This is a genomic window from Stenotrophomonas terrae (assembly GCF_039674165.1).
Classification (GTDB): domain Bacteria; phylum Pseudomonadota; class Gammaproteobacteria; order Xanthomonadales; family Xanthomonadaceae; genus Stenotrophomonas; species Stenotrophomonas terrae_A.
Map to the genome: position 1 here is coordinate 1 of NZ_JBDJMY010000034.1, position 12,135 is coordinate 12,135.

General features: G+C 63.8%; 11 protein-coding genes. 2 read left to right on the forward strand and 9 right to left on the reverse strand.

What is annotated here, in order from left to right; genetic code table 11:
- Window positions 1–120 precede the first annotated feature (120 nt).
- A complete protein-coding gene (locus ABE493_RS13870; protein WP_346499500.1) occupies window positions 121–603 on the reverse strand; it encodes a DUF421 domain-containing protein in 483 nt (160 codons plus the stop codon).
- A gap of 397 nt (window positions 604–1,000) precedes the next feature.
- Window positions 1,001–3,769 (reverse strand): DNA polymerase I, encoded by a 2,769-nt coding sequence (gene polA / locus ABE493_RS13875; protein WP_346499501.1) that lies wholly within the window; start codon window positions 3,767–3,769, stop codon window positions 1,001–1,003.
- A 78-nt stretch (window positions 3,770–3,847) separates the two neighbouring features.
- Between polA and ABE493_RS13880 the strand changes: the two genes are divergently transcribed.
- The gene (locus ABE493_RS13880; protein WP_346499502.1) at window positions 3,848–4,129 is read left to right on the forward strand and encodes a DUF2782 domain-containing protein; all 282 of its coding nucleotides are present in this window, start codon (window positions 3,848–3,850) and stop codon (window positions 4,127–4,129) included.
- Window positions 4,130–4,347: 218 nt separating this feature from the next.
- Here ABE493_RS13880 and ABE493_RS13885 read toward each other — a convergent pair whose 3' ends face one another.
- The 7 genes from ABE493_RS13885 to ABE493_RS13915 form a co-directional block, all read right to left on the reverse strand.
- On the reverse strand, window positions 4,348–4,797 hold the full coding sequence (locus ABE493_RS13885) for a universal stress protein (RefSeq protein WP_346499503.1): 450 nt from the start codon (window positions 4,795–4,797) through the stop codon (window positions 4,348–4,350).
- Between the two features lie 88 nt (window positions 4,798–4,885).
- A complete protein-coding gene (locus ABE493_RS13890; RefSeq protein WP_346499504.1) occupies window positions 4,886–5,062 on the reverse strand; it encodes a hypothetical protein in 177 nt (58 codons plus the stop codon).
- A gap of 86 nt (window positions 5,063–5,148) precedes the next feature.
- Window positions 5,149–7,344: a DNA helicase II gene (uvrD, locus tag ABE493_RS13895; protein WP_346499505.1), complete on the reverse strand. Its 2,196-nt coding sequence runs from the start codon at window positions 7,342–7,344 to the stop codon at window positions 5,149–5,151.
- Window positions 7,345–7,613: 269 nt separating this feature from the next.
- Window positions 7,614–8,990 (reverse strand): FAD/NAD(P)-binding protein, encoded by a 1,377-nt coding sequence (locus ABE493_RS13900; RefSeq protein WP_346499506.1) that lies wholly within the window; start codon window positions 8,988–8,990, stop codon window positions 7,614–7,616.
- Between the two features lie 152 nt (window positions 8,991–9,142).
- A complete protein-coding gene (gene rpmG, locus ABE493_RS13905; protein WP_172675037.1) occupies window positions 9,143–9,310 on the reverse strand; it encodes a 50S ribosomal protein L33 in 168 nt (55 codons plus the stop codon).
- A 10-nt stretch (window positions 9,311–9,320) separates the two neighbouring features.
- Complete coding sequence (gene rpmB, locus ABE493_RS13910; RefSeq protein WP_057630274.1) at window positions 9,321–9,557, reverse strand: 50S ribosomal protein L28; 237 nt, start codon at window positions 9,555–9,557, stop codon at window positions 9,321–9,323.
- Window positions 9,558–9,768: 211 nt separating this feature from the next.
- On the reverse strand, window positions 9,769–10,461 hold the full coding sequence (locus ABE493_RS13915; RefSeq protein ID WP_346499507.1) for a hypothetical protein: 693 nt from the start codon (window positions 10,459–10,461) through the stop codon (window positions 9,769–9,771).
- A gap of 223 nt (window positions 10,462–10,684) precedes the next feature.
- Between ABE493_RS13915 and ABE493_RS13920 the strand changes: the two genes are divergently transcribed.
- Entirely contained in the window at window positions 10,685–11,902 is a 1,218-nt protein-coding gene (locus ABE493_RS13920) for a glycosyltransferase (RefSeq protein ID WP_346499508.1), read from the forward strand.
- Window positions 11,903–12,135: the final 233 nt, after the last annotated feature.

Below are 12,135 nucleotides of genomic sequence, written 5' to 3' on the forward strand. Positions count from 1 at the left end.
CGGGTAGACCACCAGCTTCGCGGCTTACGCCGCTCCTACAAGTTTGGATTCCTGGTAATGCCTCTGCCGAGCATGGCTCGGCACTACATCTGCGACGCCCCTGCCGAGCATGGCTCGGCACTACATTTTGTCCTTCTTGAGGATGATGGTGATGTGGCCGTTGGTCTCCAGCAGTGCTACTTCCACTTCATCCACGTCGTCGCAGCCGGCATCGCGCATCGCCTTGGCGAAGTCGGCCTTGCTCACCAGCTCGCGTTGCAGCACTTTCTGCAGCACGTGGCCGTGCCGGGCCAGCACCACCGGCTCGCCTTCTATCACCCGCTCGACCACCGCGCTGCGGGTGGTGATCCAGCCGACGAAGTAATTCAGCGCGATCAACGTGGCCGCCAGCAGCAAGCCGCCACCCAGCGAGGTGTCCTGCCCCAGCAAGGCGTTCTGCACGGCGTTGCCCAACAGCACCAGCAACAACATGTCGAAGGGCGTGAACTGGCCCAGCGTGCGCTTGCCGGCAACCCGCACCATCACCAGCACCACCACGTAGACGATTACCGCGCGCAGCACGAACTCCCACCAAGGCATGGCCAGCGCAAATAGATCCGACATGACGCCCTCCGCATTCCCAGGCTGCCATCGTCGATCACCACGGATAAAGATGATGCGAGAACGCTGGCGCCAACAACGCGCGCGGCAAGGTTTTGTTTCGCCCAAAAAGAAGCCCCGCCGACCAGGGGGGGGTCGACGGGGCCGGGGAGCGGGCATTTGGGGAGGAATCCCCGCTCCGAGATCTGCTCCAGGGGATGGGAGAGATCCGTGACAGACATTGCGTCTGTCGAGGGCTATATGAGCATCCTCAACCTTGATGGTTCGTGAAGATTCTGTCGTTCTGCCAGAAAGATTAAGGAGAGATTCATAAGGCAAACTGCGCCCGTACTTAATAAATACGATGTAACGCGACGCATTGTTTCATTTACTAATACTTTCTGGTTAAGAAACTGGAAAATCAATGAGCCTGATCCCAATTTTCCCCGATTCCGGTGTCAACCACCAAGGGCACACGCAGGCTCGCCGCAGACGCCATCCGCTGCTCGACTTCGCCACGCAACACGTCGATGAAGTCCGCATCGGCCTCGAATACCAGTTCATCGTGCACCTGCAGGATCATCTTGGCCTTGTCACTGTGCCCCTGCAGCCAACCATCCACGCTGACCATGGCGCGCTTGATGATGTCCGCGGCGGTGCCCTGCATCGGTGCGTTGATCGCGGCGCGTTCGGCGCCGGCGCGCAGGCCCTGGTTGCGGGCGTGGATATCGTTCAGATACAGGCGGCGACCAAACAGGGTTTCCACATAACCCTGCTCACGTGCCTGCACCCGCATTCTCTCCATGAAATCGCGCACCGCCGGATAGCGGCTGAAATACAGCGCCACATAATCCTGTGCCTGGCCGCGGTCGATGCCCAGGTTCTTGGCCAGGCCGAAGGCGCTCATGCCGTACATCAGGCCGAAGTTGATCGCCTTGGCGGCGCGGCGCTCGTTCGGCGTCACTTCTTCCAGCGCGCGCCCAAACACTTCGGCGGCGGTGGCACGGTGCACATCGGCGCCCTGTTCGAACGCGCGCACCAGGCCAGGGTCCTCGGACAGGTGCGCCATGATGCGCAGCTCGATCTGCGAGTAATCGCAGGCCATCAGCTTGCGCCCCGGCGGCGCCACGAAGGCCTGGCGGATGCGGCGGCCATCGTCGGTGCGGATCGGGATGTTCTGCAGATTGGGATCGGATGAGGACAGCCGCCCGGTTGCCGCACCCGACTGGTGGTAGCTGGTATGCACGCGGCCGGTATCGGCGTTGACCATCTCCGGCAGCTTGTCGGTATAGGTGCTGCGCAGCTTGGCCAGGCCGCGGTATTCCAGGATCACCCGTGGCAGTTCGTGCTGCTCGGCAATCGCTTCCAGCGCTTCTTCGTTGGTGCTGGGCTGGCCCTTGGGGGTTTTCACCAGCGCCGGCAAACCCAGCTCATCGAACAACACCGCCTGCAGCTGCTTGGGCGAATCCAGGTTGAAGGTGTGGCCGGCCAGCTCGGTGGCCTTCTGCTGCGCGGCCAGCATGCGCGCGGACAGGTCGCTGCTTTGCCGCTTCAGCTCTGCCATGTCGATGCGCACGCCATTGGCTTCGATGCGTGCGAGCACCGGCACCAGCGGCATTTCGATATCGCGGTACACGCTTTCCAGCGACGGCACGGCGGCCAGCTGCGGGCCCAGCACGCGGTGCAGGCGCAGGGTGATATCCGCATCCTCGGCCGCATAGGCACCGGCTTCATCGATGCCGACCTGGGCGAAGGAGATCTGCTTTGCGCCCTTGCCCGCCACTTCCTCGAACTTGGTGGTGGTGTAGCCGAGGTAGCGCTGCGCCAGCGAGTCCATGTCATGGCGGGTAGCAGTGGAATTGAGCACGAAGCTTTCCAGCATGGTGTCGTCGGCATAGCCCTGCACATCGACGCCATGGCGGCGCAGCACATGGATGTCGTACTTGCCGTGCTGGCCGAGCTTCTTCTTGCTGGCGTCCTGCAACAGCGGACGCAGTGCATCCAGCACCTGCTGCATCGGCAGCTGTGCCGGTGCACCCGGGTAGATATGACCGACCGGGATGTATGCGCCCTTGCCCGGCTCCACCGCCAGGCTGATGCCGACCAGGTTGGCGCGCATCGCGTCCAGTGCATCGGTTTCGGTATCGAAGGCGAACTCATCGGCGGCCTGCAGCCGCTGTACCCAGGCCTGCAATTGTTCAGTGGTGAATACCGTTTCGTATTCACCCTTTACCGCCATGGCTGGATCAAGGCCAACAACCGGTTCGCTGTCGGCCGCCTTGGCATAGCCGGCGGCGGTGCCGCGCAGGCTGGGCTTGCTGTCGCTGGCAACATCCGGTGCGGCCACCCCGCCCAGCTCACGCAGGGCCTGGGTGAAGCCGTAACGCGCATACAGGCCGCGCAGCGATTCCACATCCTGCTCGCGCAGCTGCAGATCGCGCGGGCCCTGCGGCAGCGGCACGTCGGTGCGGATGGTGACCAGCTCACGGTTCAATGGCAACCGCGGCAGCGCAGCGCGCAGGTTCTCGCCGATCTTGCCCTTCATGGCCGGCGCGGCGGCAATCACGCCGTCCAGATCCTTGTACTCGGCCAGCCATTTGGCGGCGGTCTTGGGCCCGCACTTGTCCACGCCCGGCACGTTGTCGACGGTATCGCCCATAAGCGCCAGGTAATCGACGATCTGCCCGGCGTGCACGCCGAACTTGTCCATCACCGCCGCGTCCGAATCGGTACGGCTGCCGGTCATGGTATTGACCAGCACCACGCCCGGGCGCACCAGCTGGGCGAAATCCTTGTCGCCGGTCGAAATGGTCACCTCCAGCCCGTCGGCAGCGGCGGCCAGCGCCAGCGTGCCGATCACGTCATCGGCTTCCACCCCGTCCACACGCAGGATGTCGATGCCCAGTGCCTGCACGATGTCGCACATCGGCTGCACCTGCGAGCGCAGCTCATCGGGCATCGGTGGGCGGTTGGCCTTGTAATCGGCGTACATGTCGTCACGGAAGGTCTTGCCCGGCGCATCGACCACGAAGGCGACGTATTCGGGCTTTTCCTTCAACGTGGAACGCAGCATGTTGACCACGCCGAACAGCGCGCCGGTAGGCTCGCCATTGGCATTGGTCAGGGGCGGGAGTGCGTGGAACGCACGGTACAGGTAACTGGACCCGTCTATCAGGACTAATCTGCTCATGCGCTGATTCTACGCGGCGGGCCGTTGCTGCACGTAGACAGGCATAATCGGGCCATTCCCACCGAAGGAAGCACCACCATGAAATCCTTGCTGCTGATCCCCCTGTTGGCCCTGGCCGGCTGCGCCAGCATGGGCGGCGGTTCACCGCCGGTAGATGTCAAAGGTGCGGATGTCACGCGCAAGGCGATGGACAACGGCGACACCATCGAGGAGTACCGCGTCGGCGGCGCTCTGCGCATGGTCAAGGTGACCCCGTCGCGCGGTGCACCGTTCTACATGTACGACCGCGATGGCGACGGCCGCATGGACAGCGACAAGGACGGCACCAAGCCGGTGTACTGGAAGCTGTATAGCTGGTGATCTTGCCCCCTCCCTTGCGCGAAGCGTAGGGGAGGGCTGGGGAGGGGTGCTTTGGGCAGCCAAGCCTGAAGGCCGGCAAGCCTATTCACCCGGTAAGACAAAGCCCTCGTTCGAGGGCTTTGTTGATTTTGGCTTCTTGTTTCTTTGGGGTCACAGCAAAAAGCACCCCTCCCCAACCCTCCCCTTTGCCTGCGGCAAAAGGGAGGGGGCTCAAAGCCTTAGCGGATCACCAGTACCGGTACCGTGCTGCGGGCCAGCACTTCGGCGGTCTGGCTGCCCAGCAGTACGCGGGTGACGCCCCGGCGGCCATGCGAGGTCATCACCAGCAGGTCGCTGTTGCAGGCCTTGGTGGTGTCGATGATGCCGTCGGCCGCGTAGCGGTCCAGCACGTGATGGGTCTGTACATCGGCCACATTGGCTGCGTGTGCCGCTTCCAGCGCCGGCTGCAGGATCTTCTGCGCGGCTTCCTCTCGGTCTTTCTTGTACTCCGGGCTGGCCTCATAGCCGGCACTCCAGCCCATGGCGTCGTACATGCCCACCGCCCACGGCTCGGAAACGGTGACGATGTCGGCGTGCGCGCCCAGCTGGGCGGCCAGTTCCAGGCCCTTGGCCAACCCCTTGGCGGAAAGCTCCGAACCATCGGTGGCGATCAGGATGCGCTTGTACATGGCAGTTCTCCTTGGTTGAAGGGTGGTGGGGACACCATTGCACACCCGATGTTGCCCCCATGCCTTGCGCAAGATCAAACCGGGCCGATCAACGGCTGACCCATACCTCGCAGTGTGGTCCGCTCACCCGGCGAGCCCCCGCCTTCGCGGCCTGCCCGCGCTCGCCTTGGCTGTCGAAATGCCAACGCGCCAGCACCAACGACACCGACGCCTGCGCAAATACCTGGCCAAATTCGATCTGGATTGGGAGCAGCTGCAGCAACACGCCGCAAACCTGTAGTGCCGAGCCATGCTCGGCAGCTCTCCGCACAGATCATGGGCACCGACAGCTCATCGGCGCCCATGAACCAATCAAATCACCGTCAAATTCGCATACGCCATCACCAGCCACTTGCTGCCGGCGTCGGCGAACTCGACCTGCACGCGCGCGTGTTGGCCGTTGCCTTCGTAGTCGGTAACCATGCCTTCGCCGAACTTCGGGTGATTGACCAATGCGCCGAGCTTGATCGGCGGTGCCTCGATGTTGGCGTGGCCACCCATCAACCGGCTTGCACCGAGCGAGGCCGGGCGCGAGACCTGTACCTTGGGGCGGACTTCATTGAGCAGCTCGCGCGGGATCTCGCGCAGGAAGCGCGACGGCAGGCTGTAGTTGTCCTGGCCGTGGATGCGACGCGATTCGGCATAGCCCAGCACCAGTTTCTGGCGCGCGCGGGTGATGCCGACGTAAGCCAGGCGACGCTCTTCTTCCAGGCGCCCACTTTCTTCCAGCGAACGTGCACTGGGGAACAGGCCTTCTTCCATGCCGGCCAGGAACACCAGCGGGAATTCCAGGCCCTTGGCCGAGTGCAGCGTCATCAACTGCACGCCTTCTTCGCCAGCCTGCGCCTGGCCTTCACCGGCTTCCAGCGAGGCATAGGACAGGAAGGCGACCAGCTCGCTCATGTCCTCGGCACCTTCTTCGATATCGTCTTCGCGGCGCACGAAACGCGAGGCCACCGAGATCAATTCGTCAAGGTTGTCGGTGCGCGATTCCGAATCCAGCGCGTTGCGGCTTTCCTTGCCCCAATGCTCACGCAGCGCCGAGCGCGACAACACGTGATCGATACGCTCGGACAGATCCATCTCGCCGGTTTCGGCGGTGATCTGCTGCACCAGGTTGATGAAGCCAGCCAAGGCATTCTTCGCACGCGAGGTCAGATCCGTGCCCTGCGTGGCCAGCATCGCCGCTTCCCACAGCGGCAAGGCCTGCTGCCGGGCGATACGCCGCACTTCGTCCAGCGTACGCTCACCGATGCCACGCGTTGGCGTATTCACCGCACGCTCGAACGCCGCGTCATCGTTGCGGTTGGTCATCAAGCGCAGGTAGGCCAGCGCGTCCTTGATTTCAGCACGCTCGAAGAAGCGCATGCCGCCATACACGCGGTACGGCACCTGCTCGCTGAGCAGCGCTTCTTCGAAGGCGCGCGACTGTGCGTTGCTGCGGTAGAGCACGGCGACATCGCCGTAGCTGCCACCATCACGCACCCACTGCCGCGCACGCTCGACCAGATAACGCGCCTCGTCCATTTCGTTGTAGGCGGCGAACAGATCGATCGGGTCGCCGTCCCCGCTATCGGTCCACAACTCCTTGCCGATGCGATCCGGATTGTGCGCGATCACCGCATTGGCGGCGCCGAGGATGTTGGCGGTAGAGCGATAGTTCTGCTCCAGGCGGATGGTCTGCGCGCCCGGGAAATCCTTGAGGAAGCGCTGCACGTTCTCGACCTTGGCACCACGCCAGCCATAGATAGCCTGGTCATCGTCACCAACCACAAATACATGCGCGCTGTCGCCGGCCAGCACGCGCACGAAGGCGTACTGGATGGCGTTGGTGTCCTGGAACTCGTCGACCAGAATCTCGCGGAAGCGGGCGCGGTAATGCGCCAGCAGCGCCGGGTTGTCGCGCAGCAGTTCGTGCGCGCGCAGCAGCAGCTCGGCGAAGTCGACCAGGCCCGCCCGATCACAGCGCTCCTGGTAGGCCGCATAGGCCTGGCGCAGGGTTTCGCCCCACTGGTCATGCGGCTCAGGCTGGATGTGCTGCGGGCGGCGGCCTTCATCCTTCTGCGTATTGATCCACCACATCACCTGCTTGGGCGGGTACTTGCTGTCGTCCAGCTCCAGCTGCTGCACCACACGCTTGATCATGCGCAGTTGGTCGTCCGAATCCATCACCTGGAAGGCCTCGGGCAGCTTGGCATCGGCCCAGTGCAGACGCAGCAGGCGGTGGGCCAGGCCGTGGAAGGTACCGATCCACATGCCACGGCTGCCGCGGCTCAGCTGCAGGTCGATGCGGTGGCGCATTTCGCCAGCCGCCTTGTTGGTGAAGGTGACAGCGAAAATGCCGTGCGCAGGCACACCGCAGACCTCGGTGAGCCAGGCAATGCGATGGATAAGCACGCGCGTCTTGCCGGAACCGGCGCCGGCAAGGATCAGGTGGTGACCAAGAGGCGCGGAAACGGCCTCGCGCTGGGCTGCGTTCAGCCCGTCGAGCAAGTGGGAAACATCCATGCCGCCATTTTACGGGATGCAGCGCAACGGTTCCTGTAGTGCCGAGCCATGCTCGGCAGGAGACTTGCCAAAGACCGCATCTGTAGTGCCGAGCCATGCTCGGCAGGGGACTTGCCGAAGACCGCCCTGTAGTGCCGAGCCATGCTCGGCAGGAGCTTTACCGGGAACGCCTCTGCCGAGCATGGCTCGGCACTACCTGCGCCTGCTTGGAAGGCCTCTGCCGAGCACTTGGGCTTGCTTGGAGGGCCTCTGCCGAGCATGGCTCGGCACTACAAGGCTTGTTTTGCCGCAGCCGCGGCCTGCCCACGCAATTCAGGAATGGCCAGGCTTTCCCACAGGCTGCCGATACGCAGGCTGCCCAGCACCTGGATGCGTGATTCCACCCGGCCTTCGGCATCGATCAAGCTGCCGTCCGCCGCGGTATCCAGACCAATCCCATGTGGCCCGGCACGGCCCACGCCGCTGCCCAGCACCTGCTGCAACAGCGGATTGCGCATTGCCTGCGCGCGCATTTCCACGCCGGTGGCGTTGACCACGCATTGCACCTCCAGCTGCAGCGGCCGGCGCTGGCGGTCCTGTGCACCCAGACAGACGCAGGCGCCCTCGGCGACCGCGGTTTCCAGGCGGCCACGGTGCAGCTGCAGGCGGCCGGACTGCTGCAGCTCCAGCAGCTGTGCGTGCACAGGCGCGGCAATGCGGTGCCGGTGCACATCCCAATAGCGCACCACATGCCGCAGGAAGCGGCGCTGATCGTCCCCCGACAGGGTCTGCCACAGCCGCTGGCCCAGCGGACGGATCCGCTCCATCACGCTCTGCCAGGGAATATCGCGTGCTGCCGCCTCGGCCGCATGGGCACGCAGCGCGTGCATCCGCTGGCGTAGATTCATCGCCAGCAGCGGCTCGGGATCGTAATCGGCCGCCGCGCCCTTTGCATGCGGCAAGGGCAGCAACGCATGCCGCGACAAGACGTGGACGCGGCCGCGATGGCCGTTGGCCTGCAGGGTCGCGACGGCGTCGGTCATGCTCAGGCCGGAGCCGATAATTGCCACATCCGCCGTGCCGGCAATGCCGCCCAGCGCCGGGTAATCCCAGGCTTCCACGCGCAGGCTGGCAGGCAGACTGCCAGCGCCGCGTGCAGGCAACGGCCGCAGGGCATTGCCCACCGCCAGAATCACCCGCCCGGCCTGCACTGAACTGCCGGTATCAAGGGTCAGCAGCACGCCGGCGTCATTGGGCTGCAATGCCTGCACCCGCACCGCCAGGATTTCCAGCTGCGCCGGACTGGTATCCAGCGCCTGCTGCAGACGCAAGCGCAGGTAGTCGGCGTAATGGCGGCGCGGCACGAACTGCGAGGCCAGCTGTTCACGCGACAAGGCGGGAAAGGCCTGTACGTCACACAGATAGTCGAGGAAGTCCTCGGGTTGTTCAGGGAAGCCGCTCATCTTGGCGGCCGGCACGTTCAGCACGTGCTCCTCGCGGGTGGTGGCGTAGGCCACGCCACGCGCCAGCGGCAGGTTCGGCTCGATCACCAGCAAACGCAGTGGTTGGCTTGCGCCACGCAGTACACCGATGGCGGCAAGTACGCCGGCGGCGCCACCGCCAATGATGGCCAGATCACACAATGCAGGGGTATCGATAACACTCATCCGCCCGATTGTAGGCGATGCAGTACCCGCGCCTGATGCTGCCAGTGCATGTATTCATGCAGGCAGGGCGGGAACTTTTTCATGCCACTGAAACACAAAACCCGCCTTTCGGCGGGTTCTGCTTGGAACGGCGCTCAAACAACCCCGAAGGATTACTTGATCTTGCCTTCCTTGTACATCACGTGCTTGCGAACAACCGGATCGTACTTGAGGAATTCCATCTTCCCCGGGGTGTTCTTCTTGTTCTTGTCGGTCGTATAGAAGTGGCCAGTACCGGCCGAGGAAATCATACGGACCTTATCGCGCTTGCCTGCCATGATCGTCTACTCCTCAGACCTTTTCGCCGCGCGCACGCAGCTCAGCCAGAACGGAATCGATGCCGTTCTTGTCGATGGTGCGCAGTGCATGCGCGGAAACACGAAGCTTGATCCAGCGGTTTTCGCTGGCAACCCAGAAACGGCGCTCGTGCAGGTTGGGCAGGAAACGACGACGGGTCTTGTTGTTGGCGTGCGAGACGTTGTTACCCGTCTGCACTCGCTTGCCGGAAACTTGGCATACGCGGGACATTGCGCACCTCGGTAATGTTGATGACTTCCTTAGCCAGGAAGACGGCGGCCCCGGCGGTTACCCGCCACGCGTCATGGGATTCAAAAGGTTACGCCGACGAGGATGGCCAGATGACGTGTTCCCGGCCACCGATCCGGAGAATTCCGGACACAGCGAGCCGCGTATTATGCCCGCCAGCCCCCATCAGCGCAAGCCAAGCCCCAGCATTGGCTCAATCGGGGGCAAAAGACAGCTCGCGACGCCAGCGCAGCGGTCTGGCCGCCCTGCCCGGGTCGGGCGGAAACAGGGTCAGGTAGCCTGCGGCGATGGCCCGTTCACGCAGGCGCTCACCCACCCCTTCGGCCACTTCCACCTCGACCTGGGTGACCCTGCCCTGCGGGTCCACGTCCACCGCCCAGACCAACCGGCCGGACCATTGCTCCGGCGGGATGCTTGCATCGTAATTTGGCCGCCCCACCACATAGGGCTCAGAACGCAGCTGGTAGCGGGGTGAATCCTGCAACCGGTGATCGACGCGCAGGCTTGCATCCTTGCTGCGGCCATCGCCAAGCCTCGCCCGCACCGTCCAGTCTCCCGCCACCCCATCACGACCCAGGTCGGCGGGATAACACTGCTTGGTACCCACATAATCGGGATGCTGCTGCAACGACATCCGTGCCCCGCGCGCATCCAGAACCTCCAACTGCAGCCCACCTACGTCGGCCGCTTTCGCATTGGCAGCCACGCAGATCCGGTGGTCATGCCCGGCCTCTGTGACGAACTGCCTCACCTGCTGCCTGGCCAGCGCTCCCGCTGGCGGCTTGGACCAGAGGAACTCGATGTAGATGCTGGAATCCTCGGCGTGAGCATTGATCGCCAACATGCCTGACAACACACCGAACAGCCTCAGCACCGTCACGTCCATGGTTTCACTCCGATTCCCTTGCGCCCGGCCAACTCTAGAAGCCACCAACACCTAGGGCAAGTGCACGACAACGCAACAAAACGTCACCGCACCGCCCCATGTCGCCCGGGCAAGCGCAGCGCACCGGTGGCGATTCACGCACAATCACACACGCCAACCGTTGCCTGCCGCCCGGATATGCTCACCCGGAAGCCAACACCCGTTACGCCCATGGAGGCCAACCATGAAACTGCTGGCCCTGACCTATGGCACCGAAGGCGATACACGACCGCTGTCCATGTTGTGCCGCGGCCTGATCGATGCCGGCCACGAGGTCATCCTGCTGGCCTATGCCGGCACCCTCGGCAGCGCACAGGCACTGGGCGTACCCCACCAGGGACTGGAGGGCGACATCCAATCGGAAGTGACGGCCCTGGTAGCCAGTGGCAATGGCATACGCGCTGCAAGCAGCGGCTTGGCCGGTATCGCCATGCGCCATACCGCCAGTTGGATGCGCCAGGCCAACAACGCCGCCGAAGGTTGCGACGCCGTCCTCAGTGGCGGGCTGGCGGCCTTCATCGGCATGAGCGTGGCCGAGCATCGGCAGCTGCCACTGATCGGTACGGGCATGATTCCAATCACTCCCACACGCGCCTTTGCCTCATCCTTCCTACCGCCGAACCACGTGCCGAGCCTGCTCAACCGGCTGAGCTACCACCTGGTGAACCAACTGATCTGGCGCCAGTTCCGGCGACCGATCAACCAGGCACGCACACAAGTACTCGGCATGCCACCACGGCACTCCCTATGGCGCGATGTGCCCATGCTGTATGGCATATCACCCTGCCTGCTGCCCGCCATTACCGACTGGCCAAGCAACCACCATGTCTGCGGCCAATGGCGCGCCCAAGATGCGCAGACATGGTCACCTTCACCAGCGCTACAGGCGTTTCTCGATGCGGGTGAGCGGCCGGTTTACCTGGGCTTCGGCAGCATGATGGGCTTCGACCGCGAGGTGGTGCTGGCGGGTTTGCTGAAGATGCTGGACGGACGCCGCGTGCTGCTGTTTCCGGGATGGGCAGGATTGCCCAAGCAGCCATTGCCTGCCAATGTCCATGTGATCGGCAACACCCCGCACGAGGCGCTATTTCCGCGTACTTCGCTGGTCATCCACCACGGCGGTAGTGGCACCACCCATTCGGCCTGCTGTGCCGGCGTTCCATCATTGGTGATGCCATTTGCGGCCGATCAGTTCTTCTGGGCCGATCGGCTGCAGAAACTGGGGGTGGCACCGGCCGCGCTGTCTGCAAAGCGCCTGCAGCATGGGGAACTCGTTGCCGCCTTGGCGTTTGCCGAGCAAGCACAGACCCGCGCACGTGCTGCCGCATTGGGCAGACAAATGATGAGTGAGGATGGCGTAATCAACGCGGTGCGGCACATCGAGACACTACTGCGTCACTGAGCGCACAGCCGAGTGCGGTACAGGTTTTTCAACCCACCCCAACGATGAGGCCCCGCCAAAAAGCGATGAGGTTGAATACCCACAGTTGGTGGAGCGCGCACTGCTACGGGGCGTGACGCGCTCTGTGCCCACAGTACGGCTAACGCAATGGCCGCCCATGGCGGCCGTCATCATTTCCCCATGGCGGTTGTGGCGCCGCTCCGCTGCCCTTGCGGCACCAGAACGGTACGCTG

Bases quoted from the DNA above. Each gene is read 5' to 3' on its own strand.
- ABE493_RS13870 (WP_346499500.1), bottom strand. From the start codon at position 603: ATGTCGGATCTATTTGCGCTGGCCATGCCTTGGTGGGAGTTCGTGCTG.
- polA (WP_346499501.1), bottom strand. From the start codon at position 3,769: ATGAGCAGATTAGTCCTGATAGACGGGTCCAGTTACCTGTACCGTGCG.
- ABE493_RS13880 (WP_346499502.1), top strand. From the start codon at position 3,848: ATGAAATCCTTGCTGCTGATCCCCCTGTTGGCCCTGGCCGGCTGCGCC.
- ABE493_RS13885 (WP_346499503.1), bottom strand. From the start codon at position 4,797: ATGTACAAGCGCATCCTGATCGCCACCGATGGTTCGGAGCTTTCCGCC.
- uvrD (WP_346499505.1), bottom strand. From the start codon at position 7,344: ATGGATGTTTCCCACTTGCTCGACGGGCTGAACGCAGCCCAGCGCGAG.
- ABE493_RS13900 (WP_346499506.1), bottom strand. From the start codon at position 8,990: ATGAGTGTTATCGATACCCCTGCATTGTGTGATCTGGCCATCATTGGC.
- rpmB (WP_057630274.1), bottom strand. From the start codon at position 9,557: ATGTCCCGCGTATGCCAAGTTTCCGGCAAGCGAGTGCAGACGGGTAAC.
- ABE493_RS13915 (WP_346499507.1), bottom strand. From the start codon at position 10,461: ATGGACGTGACGGTGCTGAGGCTGTTCGGTGTGTTGTCAGGCATGTTG.
- ABE493_RS13920 (WP_346499508.1), top strand. From the start codon at position 10,685: ATGAAACTGCTGGCCCTGACCTATGGCACCGAAGGCGATACACGACCG.